At 50.1% G+C, this 21,600-nt stretch carries 20 protein-coding genes; 5 read left to right on the forward strand and 15 right to left on the reverse strand.

Annotated features, from left to right (window positions below; translation table 11 throughout):
• Window positions 1–4: 4 nt before the first annotated feature.
• The 7 genes from nadC to K300_RS0100645 are packed head-to-tail and all read right to left on the reverse strand — an operon-like array spanning window position 5 to window position 6,048.
• Entirely contained in the window at window positions 5–841 is an 837-nt protein-coding gene (nadC, locus tag K300_RS0100615) for a carboxylating nicotinate-nucleotide diphosphorylase (RefSeq protein ID WP_022849719.1), read from the reverse strand.
• Entirely contained in the window at window positions 835–3,456 is a 2,622-nt protein-coding gene (locus tag K300_RS0100620) for a valine--tRNA ligase (RefSeq protein WP_022849720.1), read from the reverse strand. Before K300_RS0100620 ends, nadC begins: the two co-directional genes overlap by 7 nt.
• Before the next feature lie 14 nt (window positions 3,457–3,470).
• Complete coding sequence (locus tag K300_RS0100625; protein WP_022849721.1) at window positions 3,471–3,743, reverse strand: hypothetical protein; 273 nt, start codon at window positions 3,741–3,743, stop codon at window positions 3,471–3,473.
• A complete protein-coding gene (locus K300_RS0100630) occupies window positions 3,721–3,945 on the reverse strand; it encodes a hypothetical protein (protein ID WP_022849722.1) in 225 nt (74 codons plus the stop codon). Before K300_RS0100630 ends, K300_RS0100625 begins: the two co-directional genes overlap by 23 nt.
• The gene (gene tsaE / locus K300_RS14080; protein WP_022849723.1) at window positions 3,946–4,392 is read right to left on the reverse strand and encodes a tRNA (adenosine(37)-N6)-threonylcarbamoyltransferase complex ATPase subunit type 1 TsaE; all 447 of its coding nucleotides are present in this window, start codon (window positions 4,390–4,392) and stop codon (window positions 3,946–3,948) included.
• Window positions 4,346–5,860, reverse strand: coding sequence for a bifunctional ADP-dependent NAD(P)H-hydrate dehydratase/NAD(P)H-hydrate epimerase (locus tag K300_RS0100640; protein WP_022849724.1), 1,515 nt, complete (start codon window positions 5,858–5,860; stop codon window positions 4,346–4,348). Before K300_RS0100640 ends, tsaE begins: the two co-directional genes overlap by 47 nt.
• Window positions 5,861–5,862: 2 nt before the next feature.
• Window positions 5,863–6,048, reverse strand: coding sequence for a Trm112 family protein (locus tag K300_RS0100645; RefSeq protein WP_022849725.1), 186 nt, complete (start codon window positions 6,046–6,048; stop codon window positions 5,863–5,865).
• Between the two features lie 90 nt (window positions 6,049–6,138).
• Between K300_RS0100645 and mnmL the strand changes: the two genes are divergently transcribed.
• Window positions 6,139–7,029: a tRNA modification radical SAM protein MnmL/YtqA gene (mnmL, locus tag K300_RS0100650; RefSeq protein WP_022849726.1), complete on the forward strand. Its 891-nt coding sequence runs from the start codon at window positions 6,139–6,141 to the stop codon at window positions 7,027–7,029.
• Window positions 7,023–8,429, forward strand: a complete 1,407-nt coding sequence (gene cls / locus K300_RS0100655) for a cardiolipin synthase (protein ID WP_022849727.1) — start codon at window positions 7,023–7,025, stop codon at window positions 8,427–8,429. The genes mnmL and cls overlap by 7 nt, the downstream gene beginning before the upstream one ends.
• On the opposite strand, the gene K300_RS0100660 is transcribed toward cls, so the two are convergent.
• Entirely contained in the window at window positions 8,426–9,469 is a 1,044-nt protein-coding gene (locus K300_RS0100660) for an EAL domain-containing protein (protein ID WP_022849728.1), read from the reverse strand. The genes cls and K300_RS0100660 overlap by 4 nt on opposite strands.
• A gap of 76 nt (window positions 9,470–9,545) precedes the next feature.
• Here K300_RS0100660 and K300_RS0100665 point away from each other — a divergent pair, with 76 nt between their 5' ends.
• Window positions 9,546–10,511, forward strand: coding sequence for an IS30 family transposase (locus K300_RS0100665; protein ID WP_022849682.1), 966 nt, complete (start codon window positions 9,546–9,548; stop codon window positions 10,509–10,511).
• Here the strand turns inward: K300_RS0100665 and K300_RS0100670 are convergent.
• The 7 genes from K300_RS0100670 to K300_RS14085 form a co-directional block, all read right to left on the reverse strand.
• Window positions 10,504–10,746 carry an EAL domain-containing protein gene (locus K300_RS0100670; protein WP_022849729.1) on the reverse strand — a complete coding sequence of 81 codons (243 nt, stop codon included), beginning with the start codon at window positions 10,744–10,746 and terminating at the stop codon, window positions 10,504–10,506. The two genes, K300_RS0100665 and K300_RS0100670, sit on opposite strands and share 8 nt — an antisense overlap.
• Before the next feature lie 86 nt (window positions 10,747–10,832).
• Window positions 10,833–12,086, reverse strand: a complete 1,254-nt coding sequence (locus K300_RS0100675) for an EAL domain-containing protein (RefSeq protein WP_022849730.1) — start codon at window positions 12,084–12,086, stop codon at window positions 10,833–10,835.
• A gap of 164 nt (window positions 12,087–12,250) precedes the next feature.
• The gene (locus tag K300_RS0100680) at window positions 12,251–13,777 is read right to left on the reverse strand and encodes a DUF445 family protein (protein ID WP_022849731.1); all 1,527 of its coding nucleotides are present in this window, start codon (window positions 13,775–13,777) and stop codon (window positions 12,251–12,253) included.
• Window positions 13,758–14,672 (reverse strand): Ppx/GppA phosphatase family protein, encoded by a 915-nt coding sequence (locus K300_RS0100685; protein ID WP_022849732.1) that lies wholly within the window; start codon window positions 14,670–14,672, stop codon window positions 13,758–13,760. Before K300_RS0100685 ends, K300_RS0100680 begins: the two co-directional genes overlap by 20 nt.
• Window positions 14,673–14,733: 61 nt before the next feature.
• Entirely contained in the window at window positions 14,734–15,732 is a 999-nt protein-coding gene (gene mltG, locus K300_RS0100690) for an endolytic transglycosylase MltG (RefSeq protein WP_022849733.1), read from the reverse strand.
• 1 nt (window position 15,733) lies between these two features.
• Window positions 15,734–16,852 carry a glutamine-hydrolyzing carbamoyl-phosphate synthase small subunit gene (gene carA / locus K300_RS0100695; protein ID WP_022849734.1) on the reverse strand — a complete coding sequence of 373 codons (1,119 nt, stop codon included), beginning with the start codon at window positions 16,850–16,852 and terminating at the stop codon, window positions 15,734–15,736.
• Window positions 16,853–16,869: 17 nt separating this feature from the next.
• A complete protein-coding gene (locus K300_RS14085) occupies window positions 16,870–18,201 on the reverse strand; it encodes a trypsin-like peptidase domain-containing protein (protein WP_022849735.1) in 1,332 nt (443 codons plus the stop codon).
• 239 nt (window positions 18,202–18,440) lie between these two features.
• Between K300_RS14085 and K300_RS0100705 the strand changes: the two genes are divergently transcribed.
• Complete coding sequence (locus tag K300_RS0100705; RefSeq protein WP_022849736.1) at window positions 18,441–20,255, forward strand: ATP-dependent DNA helicase; 1,815 nt, start codon at window positions 18,441–18,443, stop codon at window positions 20,253–20,255.
• Entirely contained in the window at window positions 20,230–21,588 is a 1,359-nt protein-coding gene (locus tag K300_RS0100710) for a hypothetical protein (RefSeq protein WP_022849737.1), read from the forward strand. Before K300_RS0100705 ends, K300_RS0100710 begins: the two co-directional genes overlap by 26 nt.
• Window positions 21,589–21,600 lie beyond the last annotated feature (12 nt).

Raw genomic sequence — 21,600 nt, forward strand, 5'->3', positions numbered from 1 at the left:
GGTATTATCCTCTCATCTTAAGGCTTATATCAACGCCCACAGCCTGATGGGTCAGCGCACCGATGGAGATATAGTCGATGGCCATACCCTTGAGCTTGGGGAGATACTCAAGGCTTATACCGCCGGATACCTCGACCTTTGCCTTGCCGTCGATGATGTCTATGGCGTCCTGAATGGTCTCACGCTTGAAGTTATCAAGCATGATGATATCCGCACCAGCCTCCACAGCCTCACGAACCTCTTCAAGGTTCCTTGTTTCGATCTCAACCTTTACAGTTGTGGGGATGAACCTTCGAACGTTGGCGACCGCCTTTGTTATAGAACCTGCGGCATCGATATGGTTATCCTTCAGCATAACGCCGTCGAAGAGACCGAGGCGGTGGTTCCATCCTCCCCCTGTTTTAACGGCGTATTTCTCAAGCCTTCTCCAGCCGGGGGTTGTCTTCCTTGTGTCGAGGATCTTTATGTTGGTGTCGCTCAGAGCCTCCACGTATCTTGCAGTGTTGGTTGCCACACCCGTGAGCCTCTGGATGAAGTTCAGGGCGGTACGCTCACCGGTGAGGATAGACGAGGCAGGCCCTGTTACCTGACCGATAACCTTACGTTCGGTTATCCTCTCCCCGTCCTCCACGAAGAACTCCACGTTAACAACGGGGTCGAGGGTGTAGTACACCTCTTTTGCAACCTTGGTTCCGCAGATTATACAGTCCTGCTTTGCGATAAAGCTGAACGTTGCCTGTGTTTTAAAGGATTCAAAGGCGGTGGCTGTGAGGTCGCCTGTTCCGATATCCTCATCAAGGGCCAGCTGTATCAGCCTTTTTGTGTAACCGTTTATCAGCATAACTTCTTTAGCCTCTCAAGGTTTTCGTTTATCTTTTCCATAAGAGCTTCGGTCTCGGCGAGCTTCTTTCTGTCCTTTTCGATAACATGCTCGGGAGCCTTGCTCAAGTATCCTTCGTTCTGGAGCTTTCCGCCGTATACCTTAAGATCCTTCTCGGCGGCCTTCTTCTCCTTCTCAAGCTTTTTGATCTCTGCATCAACATCAATAAGCCCTGCGAGGGGGACGAACACCTCGAAGTCTCCGGCGATGTTCGATGCGGCATTCTCAGGGTCCGTATCGGTGTAGCCGAGGGATTCGAGACGGGCCAGGTTCATAATAAGCGATTCGTTGCGCTTGAAAAGATCCTTAAGTTCAGGTTTGGATGTTTTTACCATCGCTTCGATTCTGGAAGCGGGGGGAACGTTATATTCACCACGTATGTTTCTCACCATGCTGATGAATTCGATGATGTACTCCGTCTCCTCCGCCTCTGCCGTGTAGGTATATTCCACAACGGGCCATTCCTCGTTCATGATGGAGTCTTTGCCTGTGAGCATCCTGAAGATATGCTCTGTAACGAAGGGCATGAAGGGGTGGAGAATGGCGAGGGATTTCTCAAGGACGTACTTTGCCGTTCCGAGGGCGGCTCCTTTGCGTTCATCGCTGTATATTCTGGGTTTGATGAACTCGATGTACCAGTCGCAGAACTGGTGCCAGAAGAACTGGTATATGCTCCCTGCGGCCTCGTTGAAGTCGTAGGTTCTTATAGCTTCTGCTGTCTGCTCGGCGGTTCTGCGCAGGTTGTCGAGGATCCATTTATCCTCAAGTTCAAGCTCACTCTCTGCGGGGAACTCATTTTCCTTATCGAGGTTCATCATAATGAAACGGCTGGCGTTCCATATCTTATTCAGGAAGTTTCTGTAGCCCTCGATCCTGTCCTCGCTCAGCTTGATGTCACGCCCCTGGGCGGCGAAGGCTGTGAGGGTGAAGCGGAAGGCATCTGCACCGTATTTGTCTATGATAACAAGGGGATCGATAACGTTCCCTTTGGATTTGCTCATCTTCTGCCCGTGCTCATCCCTTACAAGGGCGTGGAGGTAGACCTCCTTGAAGGGCTTCTCGTCCATGAACTTGTAGCCGGACATTATCATCCGGGCCACCCAGAAGAAGAGGATATCGAAGCCTGTAACGAGGCATGAGGTAGGGTAGAACTTCTCAAGGGTCTTCGTCTGCTCGGGCCATCCCATGGTGGAGAAGGGCCAGAGGGCGGAGGAGAACCAAGTATCCAGAACATCGCTGTCCTGCTCGAGTTTGTCGCTTCCGCAGTCGGGGCAGTTGTCGGGGTCGTCCATGCTTACGATAACTCTGCCGCAGGATTCGCAGTACCATGCGGGGATCCTGTGCCCCCACCAGATCTGGCGTGAGATGCACCAGTCACGGATGTTGTACATCCATTCGTAGTAGGTCTTCTTCCAGTTCTCGGGGTATATCTTTATATCTTCGCTTTCAACCCCTTTGATAGCCATCTCCGCCATCGGCTTGATCTTGACAAACCACTGCTTCGATACGGCGGGTTCCACAACGGTTTTACACCTGTAACAGTGCCCGACGCTGTGCTTGACCGGTTCCTTGCTATGGAAGAGTCCCTCACCCTCAAGGGCCTGAACGATCTGCTTTCTGGCATCGAAACGGTCGAGCCCGCTGAAGCGGCCGCCGTTTTCGTTTATTACACCGCTGTCGTCCATTACGGAGAGTGTTTCAAGGTCGTGTCTGCGTCCTATCTCGAAGTCGTTGGGGTCGTGGGCGGGAGTAACCTTTAGCGCACCTGTCCCCTTCTCCATGTCAACATACTCATCGGCGATGATAGGTATCTCACGCTCCATAAGGGGGAGGATAACGGTTCCCCCTATGAGATGGGCGTATCGCTCATCCTCGGGGTGTACGGCAACTGCGGTATCACCAAGCATCGTCTCGGGGCGTGTTGTGGCCACAACGAGACGCTCGTTGCTCCCCTTTACGGGGTAGTAGATATGATAGAATGCGCCGTCCAGATCCTCGTGCTCTACCTCAAGATCGCTGAGGGCGGTGTGGCATCTGGGGCACCAGTTCACTATGTAGTCCGAGCGGTATATCAGGTCTTCATTGTAGAGTGTTACGAATACCTTGCGAACAGCATCGCTGAGTCCGTCATCCATGGTGAAGCGCTCACGCTCCCAGTCGCAGGAACAGCCGAGGCGCTTAAGTTGGTTTATGATCTGTCCGCCAGATTCCTCCTTCCACTGCCATACCTTGCGTATGAACTCCTCTCTGCCTATATCGTGACGGGATTTACCTTCGGCGGCGAGCTGTTTTTCAACAACGTTCTGGGTGGCGATGCCTGCATGATCCGTTCCGGGCATCCAGAGCGATTCATATCCATCCATTCTGTGGAAGCGTATAAGAACATCCTGAAGTGTGTTGTTAAGCGCATGCCCCATATGAAGGGAGCCGGTTACGTTTGGGGGTGGTATTACAATGGAATAAGGGGGCTTATCAGATGTTTCATCGGCGTGGAACTTCTTCTCGTCCAGCCATTTTTTGTAGATTTCCGACTCGTACTCAGCCGGATCGATACGTGTTGGTATATCCCTCGACATCAATAACTCCGGTATTAAGATAGTTTAGATTTATCCACCGTCTGATCCAGGGCGTCATTAACTTTGCCGTTTATATCCGCCAGGAGCTTTTCCAGTGTTTTAAGCCGGTATCGGTGGTAGTTGGTTTCTGATTCGGGCAGTTCTTCGGTGCTCAGCTTATTGTAGGTGTTTTCGATCTCCTGAACTATGAGGTTCAGGTCCTCAAGGCCGCTTTTGAGGAGCATAATCTTGTTAAGCTCTTCTTCGGAGAGGTGCATAAAAATGTCAGTGCTGGTATCCTTGGCCATAATCATCACTCTCCATAATGTCGTCCTCGTCCATAGCCTCCCACTCAAGCTCCCCTTCGGGGACTATGCGGTCGAAAATCTCGCCGCAGAACTGGCACTCGTAGTGGTATATGGTCCAGATAACGTTGTCTATGGCAACCTCTGTGGGCTGCAGTTCCTCGAGCCTTGTTTCACTGCAGTAGGGGCAGTATTTGGGTGTCATTCAATCCTCTTCTATGACAAATTCCCGAACGTTTCCGCCGGGGTTTTTAATGCTTATTCTTATATAGTCCTCAAGCTCATCCTCAAGGGGGAACTTCTCCGCCCATTCGATGAATCTTGTACCTTCCTCTTCGATGCTCTCGTAGAAGCCGATGGTTTCAAGCTCTTCGGGGTGTTCGAGGCGGTAGAGATCGTAGTGTAGCACGGTGTGCTCCTCTCCGCCGTATCTCTGGAGCAGGGTAAACGTTGGGCTTGAGCTGTCCGAACCGCATCCGGTTTTTGCGGCGAAGGCCTTAACAAAGGTTGTTTTACCTGCACCCAGCCCGCCGTTGAGGAAAACGGTTCTCCCCTTGAGCTTATCTATCAGTTTTGCGGCAAGTTCCGCCGTTTCTTCGGGTGATTCAGTCCTGAAAGTCGAGTTCGCTGAAAGCGGCCCAGAGGTTGTCAACTATGTCTCCTGTGAGTATGTGGTTCTCCCTTGTTTCCTCGGCGAGTATCTCCGCCGTTCGCCCCATCGCCCAGCAACCGAGCTTTGCGGCATCCTCTGGGCTGAAGCCCTGTGCGAGGAGTCCGGTTATTATCCCAGCGAGGCAGTCTCCGCTACCCCCTTTGGCGAGGGCGGGGCTTCCCGTACTGTTCACAAAAACACGGCCGTCGGGAAGGGCTATCAAGGTGTCTGCACTCTTGAGAACAAGGGTAACCCCCTTCTCAACAGCAAACTTTCCAGCAAGCTCAAGCCTGTTCTCGAGTACCTCTTCGTTGCTGAGGCCGGTGAGCTTTGCGAATTCGCCGATGTGGGGTGTCAATATAGCCCGGAATCGTAACTTTTCAAGGGTCTGGCTGTCAAGGTGCCAGAGTCCGTCCGCATCTATTACTATCTGCTGTTTTGTACTGAATATCATCGCCTTGAGGAAGTCACCTATGGATTTTTCCCTTCCTATGCCGGGTCCGGCGGCGATTACGGTTTTATCCCCTGCAGTGGAGATGGCATCGTCGAAGTGCTTAATATCGAAATAGTCTGTATCCCCCACGGGATGGCTCATTATCTCGGGTGCGAGGTTGTCCAGAATGCCGTTGAGCTTGCCGGGTAGCATGCAGGTTGTGAGACCGGCCCCTGTCCTTGCGCAGGCGAGGGAGGCTATAACAGCGGCTCCTGATTTTCCGGTTGAGCCCCCCATTATGAGGGCGTGTCCGTAGCTCCCCTTGTGTGCATCCGGTTCCCTCGGGGGGAAAAGAGGGAGGTTGAAGGGGGATATGAGGAATGTGGAGCATTCGGTTTTGTCCACAGCAAAGTCGGGGATGGATATGTCGGTAATAACCGTCTCGCCGCAGTATTTCTTTGCGGGAAACATGCAGTGGGGGATCTTCGGGCGGCAGAAGGTAACCGTGGCATCTGCCTTAATTACAGTACCCGGAACCTGATGGCTGGAGCCGTATAGGCCGCTCGGGATATCTATGCTGATAACGAAGGCGGGTGAGATGTTCACCGCTTCGATAATATCTGTGTAACGCCCCTCCGCCGGACGGGACAGACCTGTGCCGAAGATGGCATCGAAGACTACATCGTATACGGGGAAGGAGGGCTCCTCATCTATTTCGTATATCCTTGCAGGGTACTTTGTAAGGATGTCGTAGTTCAGCTTCGCATCCCCTTTGAGCTTTTCGGGGTTTGAGGCGAGGAATATATCCGTATCGAAGCCTGCGTTTATAAGGAGACGGGCGAGGGCGAGGCCATCGCCGCCGTTGTTTCCGCCGCCGCAGACAACAGCTATACTGTCCTTATCTATATCGAGTGATTCGAAGAACTCGTATACGCTTCTCGCCGCATTCTCCATGAGAACCGCAGAGGGTATGCCGATCTCCTCGATGGTGTATCTGTCCGCTTCACCCATCTGGGCCGAGCTGAGTATTTCCATAATCAGTACCCGCTTGTGTCCTCTACCTTCTCAGCCTCGTCGATGAGCATAACGGGGATATCCTCCCTTATCTCATAGAGCAGGCTGCACTTGTCGCAGACGATGTATTTACCGTCGCCGGACTCTCTAACCCCTTCTTTACACTTGGGGCAGGCAAGAACTTCCATAAGCTCGGAACTTAGAGCCATTGTCTCCTCCGATTTTAAATTTACACAATCTAGAATATTCTTCATAATATTACAACCTTAAAGAAAATGCCCACAAAATCGGGAGAAAATATGATCTATAGAAGCCTGAACAGCTATCTCAGGGAACGTTTCGGGGAGAAAACATGGAAGATTCCGGTGGAGGCCGGCTTTACATGCCCGAACCGTGACGGAACCTCCGGCACAGGGGGATGTATATACTGCAGTAACGAGAGCTTCTCCGGTGCCGAAGAGGGGGGGATAGCAGAACAGGTGCGCTCCCGCATCGAAAAACTCGAAAAGAAGGGTATAAACAGCTTCATCGTATACTTCCAGTCCTATTCGAATACCTACGGCGATCTGGAGACGGTGAGGAGCAGGATAGAGGAATCCCTCATAGATGAACGGATAAATGCAATCCACATAGGCACACGACCCGATGTGGTATCGGATGAGATCCTTGACTATCTGGCGGAGCTTGATAAACGCTATGAGGTTGTTCTTGAGCTTGGTCTGCAGTCCGGCAATGATAGAACTCTGGAATGGATGAACAGGGGGCATGGCGTGCGTGAGTTTATTGATACCGTTGAAAGATGCCGTGAACGAGGTATTGGAACGTGTGCTCATTTGATCCTTGGGCTTCCTGGTGATACAATTGCAGATATGAGAGAGAGTGCTAGGCTTGTTTCGGATATGGGGGTGCATTCGGTTAAGTTTCACCACCTCCATGTCGTTAAGGGAACGCCCCTGGCGAAGCTTTACGCTGAAGGCGGGCTTAAGCTCAGCACACCGGAGGAGTATGCGGAGATGCTTTTGGAATGTCTGGCGGAGCTTCATTCCGATATCGTTGTCTCCCGGCTTATGGGGGATGCCGCCGGCGATACGCTTATTGCGCCCGTCTGGGATATATCAAAGAACGATTTTATACAGCTCCTTGAACGCTTAAGCCGTGATAAGGGGTTGGTTCAGGGGAGCCGATGCTGACAATCTTCAACATAGTCTTCCAGCATCTCGGGGAGATTATATCCATTATCCTTGTTCTTGTTATCCTGTCCGGCCGGAAGGAGGCCAGGGCCAACTTCGCCTGGCTTATGGCCGTTATTCTATTTCCCTTTGTGGGAGCCTTTCTGTATATTCTGTTCGGAAACCCACGCCTGCGTCGTATGGTGGACGAGAAGTTCAGTGAGTACAAGACCCTTGAAGTCGAGCAGTTCTACAGCCACAGCGAAGAGTTTGATAAAAGCGGATTGGGAGAGGCTGTGGAGCGTGTTACAGGGATACCCCCCCAGCTCTGCTGCAATCTGGAGCTTATCCCGGACGGCGGGGAGAAGTATGTTCGCCTGGCAGAGAGTATAAAGAAAGCACGAAAGTACATCGTTATCGAGTACTATGTATTTAAAAATGATGAAACCGGCAGGTATTTCTCAAACCTTCTCATAAGAAAAGCGGAGGAGGGGGTTAAGGTATACCTGCTTATAGACGGTCTGGGCTCCTTCTTCTTCACATTCTCCAAGGTCTATAGAAGGTTGAAAGAGAGTAAAGCTAACGTTACCGTGTTCCATCCACCCCTCGGGCTTAAGACGATATCCCGTGTAAACTTTCGCAACCACAGAAAGATAGCAGTTATTGACGGTTCTATATGCTACACAGGGGGGATGAACATAGGCAAGGAGTATTCCGGCGACAGTGACGGAAGCAGGAAGTGGTACGATGCCCACCTCAGCTTCTCCGGCGATGCAGTGCGCTCCATGGAGGAGCTTTTCGCCGAGGACTGGCTATTTGCCTCGGGTGAGGATATAACGGATATATTCACACACGAGGAACAGGAGGGGGGAGAAACCGCCCTGCAGATAATACCCTCCGGCCCGCATCTCGCCAAGCATCATATATATAACACAATCTTTACCACCCTTAACCGTGCCAAGGATTCTGTGGTTATCGTAACCCCGTATCTCGTTCCAGACCAGCCTGTTATGGAGACTCTTAAGAATATCAGTGCCCTCGGGATAAAGGTTAAGGTAATTCTGCCGGGTAAGAATAATCAGCCTATAGCCGCTGCCGCAGGACGTTCATACTATGAGGAGCTTCTGGAGAATGGTGTTGAGATATACGAGACAAAGGGGATGATGCTCCACGCCAAGATCGTTGTTGTGGACGGCTATTTTGTTATTATGGGTTCTGCCAACATGGACGGCAGGAGCTTCCGTATTAACTTCGAGCTTAATATTGCGGCATATTCGGGGGATTTTGCCAATGAGACGGATAAGCTCATCCGCTTCTACCTTGAGAATTCGGACAAGCTTGATTACGGCGATGTCAAAAACCGCCCCTTTGCCATTAAGATTTTCGAGGGGATGTGCAGGACTCTGGGCCCCGTTCTTTAGATATTCCTGAGCTTCTTATCGATGAAGTCCACGCAGAGGATGTACGTTCCCGTGGAGGTCTGAAGCCTCTGGGATAGGGTGCGGCAGAGGTATCCTGTGGCGAGGGATATGTAGGGGTCGGTGTAGAAGCGGTCAATGTTAAGGTGATTCACGTAGTAGTAATAGTCCTTCAGCGAATGATCAGCACTGTTGTCTGCCGGCTTGAAGATAAGCCGCTGTTCCTTCATATCGCAGACTGTTCTGTTGCACACCGTCGGCCCGAGCTGTATCCCGCGGCTGTCCAGCAGGTATATGCACTCCACCTCGTTCAGCTCGCAGGCGATCCTCTCCAGATGGGTAAAATAATCACCAACGTGCATGCCGGAAAGGTTGTCCACGATGAAGTTCATAGTCTCCTCGTGCTTGCTCTGCTGGGACTGGTTGTGGTTGATTGTATTTATTATATGGTGCTTAACCTTGTGGGATATGAAATGGAGCTTGTTGACACATTTCTCTTCAACCTCTTCGGTGAAGGGTTGGGGTGTGGCGAAATAGTAGCCTTGGAAGAGATCTATGCCTAGCTCATAGCATTTAAGCACGTCCTCCTCGTTTTCCAGTCCCTCCGCCAGTGTCAGGGAGCCTATCTTTTTGGCGAGGTCTATGATCGACTGGATGATGCTCTGCTGGTAATAATCGTTACTGACGTTATCAACAAGGTAGCGGTCGATTTTTATGATATCCGGCTTGGCCAGAACAATACGGTTCAGGTTTGAATGGAGTGCGCCGAAATCATCAAGAACCACAAAGAATCCAGTTGCTTTGTAGCTTTCGATAATCTCTGTGAGGTTCTCATTGTTCTCGATCCTCGATTCAACAATCTCAACGGCAATGGAACGAAAATCCAGCCCCTCCTCCTCGGCGAAATGCTTCGTCCAGTATTTGCTTATCCCTCTGTTGCCGTCAAGGATGGATGCATCGAGGTTAACGAACAGAACCACATCCTTTACGTTTTTAAGCTTTTTGAAATTTCTGATGGCCCTGGATTCAATAATTAAGTGCAACTTTTAAGTAGTGGTCAAAAGAGGTCAGGTGCGTTAGCATCGTAGCTCTTTAACCACCACGTCAAAGGAGCACCGAATGAAGAACTATACACACCTGACCCGTGAACAAAGGTACCAGATTTATGTGCTGAGGAAAACCGGACATTCTCAGACGGACATAGCTGATTTGCTTAAAGTACATAAATCTACCATCAGCCGAGAGTTACGCAGAAACACAGGAGGTCGTGGTTATCGCCCAAAGCAAGCTCATCGCAAAGCTATTGAACGAAGAATGGACAAGGTCCCAAGACGGATTGCACAAACTGAATGGTATTTTGTTGAACGTCTTCTGCTTGAAGACTGGAGCCCTGAGCAGGTGAGCAATTGGCTAAATCAAAATTATGGAATAAACGTAAGTCATGAGCGTATCTACCAGCACATTCTTGAAGATAAAAGTCATGGTGGAACACTTTATACTCACCTGCGTTGCCGAAGAAAACGCAGGAAGCGATATGGTGTTTATGAACGCAGAGGAGAGATACATGGCAAGTTAAGCATTGAGCAGCGTCCAAGTATTGTAGAAGAGAAAGCGAGATTCGGAGACTGGGAAGTGGATACAGTTATAGGAAAAGGGAACAAGCAGGCGATTGTTTCTCTTATTGAGCGGAAGTCTTATCTGACACTTATACGCAAGGTAGAAAGAAAGACTGCTGTACTGGTGACAAAAGCGGTTATAGAAATGTTGAAACCGATATCACACCTAGTCCATACAATCACTTCCGATAACGGGAAAGAGTTTGCAGGACATGCCGAAATATCTGAGATACTAGGGGCTGAATTCTACTTTGCTCATCCATATGCTTCGTGGGAACGCGGAATAAACGAAAATACAAACGGACTCATTAGGCAGTATGTACCAAAGAGTAGGATGCTTGAAAGTGTTGATGATATAGAGATTCAGAATATTATGCAGAAACTAAACAACAGACCAAGAAAAGCAACTGGATATAAAACTCCTAACCAGATACTATTCTCTATAGACCCCGTTGCACTTGCTAGTTGAATTCAGGGGCTGTTTTACGGCAGAGTCGGTCCAGTTTGGTGTCATTGCCGGTTTCCTTAGCCCGGGAGAACAGGCGAAAAGGGGGGATGATCTCGTCATTCTCACGGCAGTAGCCGCGGCTGAGTGCTTCAAGACCCACGATCCTCTTCTTCTTGAGGCATACAATCGGCTGAAAATCGGTGATTATATCCTCGTTTTCAATGATCCTGTCAATCTGGAAATCGTTATTATCCATTAATCCTTAACCTTCATCGATGGCTAACTTAGCCTCTAGATGATAGAAAGTAAAGCTGAAAAACACAGTGTGAAAACTGCTCATGTTCAGTGCATTGCTTTGGGGTGGGCGGTTCCGGGGGAGCGGTCTATGAAATCGATGCAGAGGATCTCCTCCTCTTCACCCGATTTGAAAATCATGGACATAGTTCTGCAAAGCTCCCCGGTTGCGAGGGAAATGTAGGGGTCGGTGTAGAATTTTTTTATGCTGAGCTGTTTGAGGAAGTAGTAGTAATCCTTCAGGGAGTGGTCGGAGCCTGCGCCGGAAGGGCTGAAAAGCCTATGGGAAGCTTTTTTGACAACGTTTTCGCAGCATACTGTCTCTGTGGATTGTATGCCGTTGGCATCAAGGAAGAATAAACATTCGATCTCCGGATGGCTGCGCACCATCTCTTCCATCAACCCTTGCCGTAGTTCTGCGGGCTTGTTGTTTATGCCGTTCAGGATAATTTCGGTTATCTCTTCGAACCTTTTGTGCTGCTTCTGTTTGTTCTCAATGATGGAGCTGAGGTGGGTTCGAATCTGGCTTGATATGTGGTTTATCTTATCACTGCAGCAATTATTCAGCTTGGTGAAGTCGTTCACAGGCTTGGAGAAGTAGAACCCCTGAAAAAGGTCCACACCGAGCTCGTAGCATTTTACGATATCCTCTTCGGTCTCTAGACCCTCTGCCAGGGTGAGGGAGCCGATCTTCTTGGAGAGGTCTATGATAGATTTTATTATACTCTGGCGGTAGTAGTCCCGGTTCATATCTGCGATGAGAGAGCGGTCTATCTTTATGATGTTGGGCTTTGATTTAATGATGCGGTCGAGGTTTGAATGGAATGCTCCGAAATCGTCGAGGGTTACAAAGAAGCCGTAATCACGGTGTCTGGAGACAAAGTCGCTCAAGAATTCGTTACGGTCTATCTTGGATTCAACTATCTCTATGGCTATCATGCGGCAGTCCACACCGGCCTCGTCGGCGAAGCGTTTTGTCCAAGACATGCCCGTGTCCTCTATGAGGTCGAGAATCGAAGCATCAAGGTTTACAAAGAGAATGAGGTCATCTCTGTTGTTTATGCGGCAGAAGTTGTTCACAGCGGTTCTGCGGCAGAGCCTGTCCAGCTCAACGAGGCAGTTGTTCTCCTTTGCCTTCTCAAACATGGTGACAGGTGGAATTACAGAGCCGCACTCCGGCTTAACGCCTCGGCTGAGAGCCTCGATTCCGACCATCTTACGCTCCTTGAGGCTGATGATCGGCTGGAACTCTGTAATAACCCGCTCGTTTTGTATGATGTCAAATATATCAATATCTGCCAACACCGCACCCTATGCGCTCAAATTAACGCTCTAAATAGTCATTAGTAAGTGTAAAATGATTTGAAACCACACAAACACAAGATGCACCAGAAATTCAAAGTATACAAGTAAAAAAAAGTTTCATATTTGATAATAGGGTTTTACCAGATAGTCTTCTATGAGTGTTATCCCATGAGATGGATAATCAGTACCTGTACACACCCGAAGAAGAAGCCGAGGAAGAAACCAAGGATATTGATCCAGCGGAACTGGTCCTTCATGAAGTCAAAGAGAAGGTCCTCCACCTCGTAGAGATTCAGGGTATTTATCTTCTGTTCTACTATCTTTGGAAGGTCCACAGCCCTGAGCATTCCGGGAACGTTCTTTTCCATTACTGTGTTTATCTCATCCCTGAGTTTTGTCTTTATGTTGAGGAAGGCCTTCTTAGGGATGTGGTCGTAGAGCCCCCTGATGTGAATCTTCTCTGTCATGCCTACGATGGTCTTAGGAAGCTTCTCCTTGAAGCTTCCACCGGAGATAACGGTATCTGCTGCAAGCTTTGCGAGGGAACCGTCGCTGAGGTCAAACCCCATACTCTTCGCCGCAGAGCCCACGGTTCTGTCCGGATCCTCGTCTATCATCCCCTTTACGGTGTCTGTTATGCGGTTCACAAAGCTTTCGGAGCAAAGATACTCTCTCAGCATCCCCACGTATTCACCGCGAACCTCATAGACGGTCTCAAAGCCGATGTTGCCGGCATGGGTGTAGAGAGGCTTCTTGAGGAACTCGTTAATCTTGTCTTCAATGCCTTTGCATATCTTCCCTTTCAGAGCCTCATCCTGTCTTATGCTTTTGACTAGGCTGGGGAGATGGTCATTAACCAGATCCGTTATACTGTCTTCGTTGAGGAACATGTTCACAAAACCGTGCTTGAGCTGGTCGAACCCGCTTCCGGTGAACAGGCTGTCCTTGAGCTTAACGAGCTTTTTGGATAGTTTCGCCCTTGTTTCGGGCTCCTGAAGGAGCTTGTCGAGGAAGTCCACACCCCTGTCGGTTATATACTCTGAAAAGCCTGGTACGGATGATAAAACCTTGTCGGGTAGAAGATCCGCAATAGATTTGCCGGAGAGTACGAGGTTGTTGAGCTTGTTGGAGAGTTCGTTTATAACCATCCCCTGCCAGCGCCCCGATTTAACGGCGTTCTCCACGAGGCTTTTCAGGTTTTCCCCATCCCCGATGAGTTCGCTCAGACGCATGTCCGCAACTCTGTCCACAGCACCGGAGGCTATCTCCTCAATGGCGGACTTCACCGCCGCTTCCACACGCTCATCATCAAGGATTTCACGGATCTTTTTTTCTAATGTTTCAGGGGGGAGGCCAAGCTTGGAGAGTATCTCCGCCACGGTGCCCCAGTCTCGGCTGAGGTAGTCGGTCAGTTCCGATTCGATGGTGGAGGCAAGGGCGTTCTGAACCGATTCGGATTTAACAGCCCTAACGATCTCCTCTTCGCCGATGAGCTTTTCACCCACAAGACCGCCCACCTTCTCGGCGAGCATGGCACGCTTGCGGGGGATTACACCCTGCCATCCGAGGGTGTACCATTTCCTCTTATGGGGGCGGAAGAGCATCTTGATGGCGAGCCAGTTTGTAACGTAACCCACAAATCCCGTAACTAGGGGTGTGGCGAGGATGCTATAATTCAGAAACGGCAATTGCCAGACCCTCCCTGAGCCCAAAATCGGATACAGTTAGCCTTTCCATGCCGAACATATCCATCATCTCCATGGTTATGAGGGTTCCGGGGATTATCAGATCCTCCCTTCCCTCCTCCATGCCTTTTATCTTCAGACGCTCCTCACCGCTTACGGTGCTGAGTCTTTCGAATATACTGCCAATCGCCTCACGGGTGAGGACGTGGCCGTTTACCTGTTTCCAGTCGTATTCCTCCATCTCGAGGTCGATGGCAGCAAGGGTGGTGGGTGTTCCTGCGCTAGCGATCAAGATCTCCGGCTCGCAGTTCATATGTTTGTTCACTTCGCTAATCACGTTGTATATCGGGATCTTCATCTTATCCATGTGTTCTTCGATGCAGGGGCCGGAGAAGTCGTACAGATCCGCAAGCTTAACAACACCGAGGGGAACGGAGAGTGCCGCGGGTTTTTCACCTGCCTTGGCGTAGATAAACTCTGTGGATCCCCCTCCTATATCAAAGAGGAGTGTGTTCTGGTGTTCGGTTTCAATACCTGATACGGCGCCCTTGTATATGAGGGAGGCCTCGGTGTGGCCGTCGATAACCTCGATATCAAAGCCCATCTCCTTGGCTGCATCAATAAGAAGCTCGGGGTTCTCCGCCTCACGCACTGCACTGGTGGCAACGGTTTTAAGCTTTTTGCAGTCGTATTCGATGATAGTGGAGCCGAATTCCTGCAGAGCTTTCAGGGTTCTAACAACGGACTCTTCTGAAAGCTTCCCTGTTTGCCCCATCTTGTCGCCGAGGCGAGTTATGTGTCTGCCGTGCTGAAGATAATTTGTGATTTTGCCGTCCTCAACATCCGCAATGAGGAGTCGTACCGCGTTGGAGCCAATATCTATTGTCGCTGTTCTCATTTCTGTCTCCTTCAAAGTTAAAGCCTACAGCGGACGGCTGAAAAATCAAGGCTTTTTATGCTTAGCGTTTCTTCTGGTGGATGTATACGTTGCGCCTGTGTTCCCTGTAAGATTTGCTGAAGACGTGCTTCCCCTCCTTGGTGGCTACAAAGTAGAGATAGCGGGTATCCGCCGGCTCTGCTGCAGCCTCAAGGGCCTGTCTGCTGGGGTTTGATATGGGGGTAGGGGGCAGTCCTTTTATCTGGTAGGTGTTGTATGGGTTTGTATCATCCTTTATATCACTTTTTCGGATATTGCCGTCGAATTCGGCGTATTTCCCGTAGATTATTGTGGGATCCGCCTGCAGACGCATCCCCCGCTTGAGCCTGTTGTAGAAGACGGAGGCCACCAGCTTCGATTCCTCGATTCTGTATGTCTCCTTCTGTATAATAGAGGCTAGGATAACTCCCTCATACTCGCTGAGCCCGTATCTCCCCACCTTTTCGCCGAAATTCTCGGGAAGGTTGTCCTTGAAGTTGGCGTACATGGTTCGGATTATATAGTCCGGTTTTGTGTAGGGTGCGAAGTAGTATGTGTCCGGATAGAGGAAACCTTCTATGGTGGGGGCATCGTATCCGGTAAGTTTTTTGATGAAGTCATCGTCAAGGCATGCCTTCAGGAACTCCTCGGCGCCGGCCATCTTCTTCTCTTCAATAACATTGGCCATGTCGTGGATGTTGTACCCCTCGGGGAAGGTTATCTTCATGGTGGACTGAGCCCCCTTGTAGATAGCCTCCATCAGCTCCTTAAGGCTTGTGCCCTCGGCGTTGTAGTAGCCGTATTTGATCCTTCTGTCCGCCTTTTTGACGTAAATAAGATACTCACGGAAGAAAGGGGGCGTTTCCATATGCTTGAAAACACGATCGTAGACCTCGTTGAATGTACCGTTTTTGGGTATATCCAGCTCTATCGTAACGTTATTGTTTTTCAGGAATTTTTCATTCTCCGTAATCCACCACCCCGCAAGGAAGGAGCCTGCAAAGGCGAGTGTTATTACAAGAACGATTATACGCAGAATCATCCTATCTGCTGCTCTCCACAAGCTTTACAAAGCGTTCAAAAAGGTAGGTTGCATCATGGGGCCCGGGTCCGTTCTCCGGATGGTACTGAACGGAGAATATAGGGTGTTCTCTGTGGCGCAGACCCTCAACGGTCTTGTCGTTAAGGTTTATATGCGTAACCTCGACCTGATCCCCGAGACTGTCGATATCAACTGCAAAGCAGTGGTTCTGTGCGGATATCTCCACCTTGCCCGTTTCGAGATCCTTCACTGGCTGGTTGCCGCCGTGGTGGCCGAACTTGAGCTTATATGTCCTGCCCCCGAGGGCGAGGCCGAGGATCTGATTGCCCAGGCATATTCCGAAGAGGGGGTATTTCCCTATGAGTTGTTTCGTGAGCTCGATACCGTAGGTTACAGGTTCAGGATCACCGGGGCCGTTGCTGAGGAAAACGCCGTCCGGGTTGAGCGCATCGATCTCTTCAATGGTTGTGGTTGCGGGAACCACCGTAACCCTGCAGCCGAGCTCTGCGAAATAGCGGAGTATGTTCTGTTTTATGCCAAAGTCAACGGCAACGATGTGCATGCGGCTTCCGTCCGTCTCGCCGTAGCCGTTGTCTATGCTCCAGGCTGTCTGGCGCCACTCGTAGGGCTCTTTGCAGGTAACATCCTTAACGAGATCCTTGCCGACGATATCCTCGATCTCTGCTGCACGTTTTTTAAGGTCTTCAATGTCATCGGTTTCCGTGCTTATGATACCGTTCATGGAGCCCTGCTCTCGGATATGGCGTACTAACATCCTCGTGTCTATCCCCTCGATGCCTATGATACCGTGCTTTTTCAGGAAATCGCCGAGGCTCGAGGTCGCCCTGTAGTTTGAATGAACCTTGCTGTATTCCTTCACGATAAATGCGGAGAGGAAGGGGCGTATGGACTCGAAGTCCTCTTCGTTAACGCCGTAGTTCCCTATGAGCGGGTAGGTCATTGCAACCATCTGTCCTGCATAGGAGGGGTCTGTGAGAATCTCCTGATAGCCGGCCATGGAGGTGTTGAAAACAACCTCCCCTTCGCTGGTGCCTTCTGCACCAAAGCTTCTTCCCTCAAATACGGTTCCGTCTGTTAGAACGAGCAGTGCTTTGTTCATCGGTTCTCCTGAATTGTTTATGGGTTTACCTTCACCCTGAGAAGCCTGTCCCCTCTGTAAACTGTGAGTATGAAGGATTTACCCTCATTCTCTGTGAGGAGCCTGTTAAGATCCCCAAGGCTGTTAAGTTCATTATTATTAACGGCGACAAGAATATCGCCATTTCTGATATAGTTTGAGTCCCTGCTTTGGCTCACGGTAAGGTAGCCTTTCTTTTCCCTGATGACAATCCCGTATTTCTCTTTCAGCCACTTGAGACCGTAGTCCTCGGGTCTTTCCTCCATGAGGATCTTTCCGCGGTAGTCCTCACCATTCCTGCGGATAGCTATCTCAAGGGGTGAGCCGGGGGGATAGCTTCTGAGAAGATGCCCCATAGCTTCGGCGGAGGAGACGGGAACTCCACCAATACGTACAATCTCATCACCCGGCTCAAGACCGATTTTATCAGCATTCGAGCCGTCATCAACCTTTTCCACCATGAGCTTAATGTCATCACCCCTGGTGACGTCTATAACCGTAAAGCCGGGGTAGCCCCTGCGTACACGCCCGTATTCGAGTATCTCCGGCATAACCCTGTTCACGGTGTCTATGGGTATGGAGAAGCCGATACCTTGGGCCTCCCTGTAAATGGCTGAGTTAATGCCTATTATATCTCCATTGATATTAAGGAGAGGTCCGCCTGAGTTTCCGGGGTTGATGAGTGCATCGGTCTGGATGAAGGGTGCATAATAGTCCCCTATCTTCATAACACGCTGGGTTGCGCTGATAACGCCTGTTGTTACGGAGCTGTTGAGCCCGTAAGGGTTGCCCATGGCTATTATCGTTTCGCCGAGCATAAGATCTTCACTTGTGCCTAGCTCTGCAAAGGGGAAACTTTTGTCTGCATCCTTAATCTTAAGTATGGCAAGATCCAGTGACTTATCGCCGCCGATGACCTCCGCCTCGTAGTTTGTGTCATCACTGAATATAACGAAGATCTTCGTTGCCGCCTCAACAACGTGGTAGTTTGTTACGATGGTTCCTTTCCGGTCTACAACAACCCCCGAACCGAGGGACTGGGTCTTGTATTTACGCTTTCGCATACCGAAGAAATCTTCGAAGAAGGGATCATTGAATATAGGATCGTTCATGAAAGGGCTTATGCGTCTCTCGACGGTCTTTTCGGTACGTATGTTTACAACGCTCTTCTCCACCTTCTGCACGGCCCGAACAACGGGTGTTGCCCGTTCCGAAGCAAGCTTTTCCTCCGGTGGAGCAAGCCTTTCCGTCTTGGAGTCCGCCTTGCAGTTGTGGCCGAAAACGGTAATTATGCCAATAATTAAGAAAAATAGTAGATTCTTTCTGAACATTCCATTCTCCACACAGCCGATAATATTATCAGAATTTAGACCGTTAAAAAAGAGATATGTTTAAGGATAATTTACCCTGTAAGGATAGTCATCACAAATACTTTTGCCTGCTTGTTTTAAGTGCAGTTATCATCTGAACAGCCAACCCTGTGCCCCAAGCCGGAACAGAAAGATTCCCCGGGATATGAGAGCAATAAACAATTCCCTTACCCCTCAAGAATGTGCTATACATTTGCGTTATGTCTATTTCACGTTATTTCACCGAAGCCGAATACCTCCCCAAACTCCTCCCCTCGTTCCGTGCGAGGCCGGGGCAGTCCGAGGCGGCCGAATTTATCTTTAAGGGCATGGATGACTACTTCCCGGCGGCTGTGGAAGCACCCACAGGCTCGGGCAAAACCCTGTCATACCTAATACCCGCCTTCGAGCTGGAGCGCAGGGTTGTTATATCCACAAAAACGAAACAGCTCATGAGCCAGATCCTTAATAAGGATATAGAAACGGTGCGAAAGCTTTTCGGCAGGGAGGTGGATGTTCATCACCTCAAGGGGCGGCGCAACTATATATGCCATAACCGCTACTTCCGTCATATCCACTCGAGCCCAGATTTCTACCCCGATGTAATAGACTGGTTCGAAAGCGTGCAGGGAGAATACATCATCGAGGTCCCCTACAGCAGCTTCGGCGGTGAGATAATAGAACGAATGACGGCGGACAGCTACCAGTGTATGGGTTCAAACTGTTCCTTCCACAGCGTTTGCTCATTCTATAGGGCGAGGGAGCTGGCAAACGCCGCTGACATTGTTGTCACCAATCATCATCTTATCGCAAGCGACATAGCACTCAAGAGCGAGAGTGAACATGCATCTGTCCTTGAGTTTGCTGATCATATAATCTTCGACGAGGCCCACGGCCTCATCGACATATTCCCCCTCTTTGCGGGGAGCGAGATAAACCTGCGTAACTTCCTCGGGCTTATCACAGAAAACAAAACCGAGTTCAGTCCGAAAGAGATAGATGCGGCCAAGGCATCCTACAACGCACTGCTCATGGATACCAGAGAGAGCAGAAGCAGATACGAGGAGCGCAAGGACGACATAGACCGATTCCTGAACACAGCCTTTGCAATGCTCGAAGGTGTTAAGGAAACCGAAGTTGCGGACACGTTCAAGAAGCTTAAGAAGAAGCTTGAGCCGATCAGCAAAGGTGAGGACGGCGTTAAGTTTGTGGATGCCGGTCCTGGCTCGGTGAGCGTTAAGTATATTCCTTTCACAGCAGGGGAGATCTTCCGAAAAGGTATAAAAAACAGCTGTCTGTCACCTGTTTTCATAAGTGCAACGCTTACGGCTGGGGAGAGCTTCGGTTACTTCCTGAACGAGCTCGGCTACCATAAGGAAGAGGTGCGCACAAAAAGGATGGGTGCCGTTTTCGATTTTGCCGAGAAGGGGAGGCTCTTCGTCCCAAGAGGTGTAACGCCGGACAACGGGGGTGCGGACGGGCTCTATCTCTCCCTTGCTTCAAGGGTTGAGGGCTCCCTGCTTATCATATGCAACTCTCTGCGCCGTGTGGGTGAGCTTGAGGAGCTTTTTAGCAGCCATCTCCCCGATAAAAAACTCTTCGTACAGGGGAGCTCGGATGTTTACGGCAAGGAGGCCCGGGAGGGGGGCATCTTTATAGGTTGCAATGTTTTCCGTGAAGGTGTCGACTTTGCCCATACGGGGTTGTCCTGTGTTATCCTTGATAAGCTCCCCTTCGAATACCCCGATGACGTTTACCTCAGGGAAAAAGCGGACAGGGTTCAGGCGGAGAAAGGGAGCGGCTTTATGCACTTTTTTCTCCCTAGAGCTGTGATATACTTCAAGCAGGCGGTGGGAAGGCTCCTCCGCCATGAGGATGATATGGGTCTTTGGGTCGTTCTGGACGGACGGCTTCTGAGCAAGAGTTACGGTAAGGCCTTCCTCGATGCCCTTGATGGGGTAGAGAGGGTGCGCAGTCTTAATGATGCCATACGCTTTCTGGAGGAATGCGATGAACAGAATAAAGATCGACTATAACTACGCCGCCGCAGTGAATATCGACGGCGGACTTACAGATACCGACTTTGATAGGTACAAGGAGAAGGCGAGACAGGGGCTTTCACGCCTCATTGAGCTGAAGGATAAGGGTGATGTAGGTTTTATGAACCTCCCCGGTCAGGATACTGCTGAGATTAAGGACTTCGCCAAGGAGATTAAGGGAACCTTCAACGATCTGATCATTATCGGAATCGGCGGTTCATCCCTCGGTCTTGAAGCGGTTGCAAACGCTCTGCTCCCTTACGGTTACAACGCCCAGTCCTACGCCGAGCGTGGAAGCATGCCCAGGCTCTGGGTTGCGGACAACGTTGACCCTTCAAAGCTCGCCACCATACTCCGCATGTGCCAGCCCGAGGACACCTATGTTTGTGTTGTGACAAAATCGGGGAGCACCGTAGAGACTGTATCAAATTTTTCCATCATATATGAATGGCTTGATAAGGATGTCAAGGATGTGCGCAGGCATATATGCGCCATCACCGACCCCGACAAGGGTGCTCTCAGGAGGATATCCGCTGAGAAGGGACTTAAAACCTTTGAGGTTCCACCGAGCGTGGGTGGCAGATATTCGGTCTTGAGTTCGGTGGGGCTTGTTCCTGCGGCTATCCTCGGCGTTGATATAGACAGGCTTCTCAAAGGTGCAGGAACCGTCAGCGACTCGGATTATGAGAAGATTCTGGTTCTGGCCTCAATCTATATGTATTACATGGATAAGGGTCTGAACATCAGCGTTCTGATGCCCTATACATCAAGACTGTCCTCTTTCTCCGACTGGTACTGCCAGCTATGGGGGGAAAGTATAGGAAAGCGTTACGACAGAGACGGTAAAGAGATTCTGTTTGGAAGCACACCCCTGCGTTCGGTGGGTGTTGTGGACCAGCATTCACTGCTGCAGCTTTTCAAGGAGGGTCCCAAAGATAAGGTGGTTACATTCATTGAGGTGGAAAACCACGACAGTGACCGCACTATTAATAGTGGATTCGAGGCATACGACTACCTCAGCGGGCACAGTATGGGCGAGCTGTGCAACATTGAGCTTAAGGCCACCGAGGCTGCCCTTAAAAACACAGGGAGACCCTCCGTTAAAATAAGTATCGATGTCCTTGATGAGCATACACTTGGACAGCTCTTCATGCTCTATCAGTTCATCGTGCCCGTCATAGGCCTTGCCTACAACGTAGACCCCTTCGACCAGCCCGGTGTTGAGGAGGGGAAGCAGTACGCTTACGGGCTCCTTGAGCGTGACGGCTTCTCCGATAAAAAGAAGGATTTCGAGGGGATATACAAGAAGCAGGATGACTTCATCATTTGAAGATATATTAAA

It is taken from the genome of Limisalsivibrio acetivorans (genome assembly GCF_000421105.1).
Classification (GTDB): domain Bacteria; phylum Chrysiogenota; class Deferribacteres; order Deferribacterales; family Geovibrionaceae; genus Limisalsivibrio; species Limisalsivibrio acetivorans.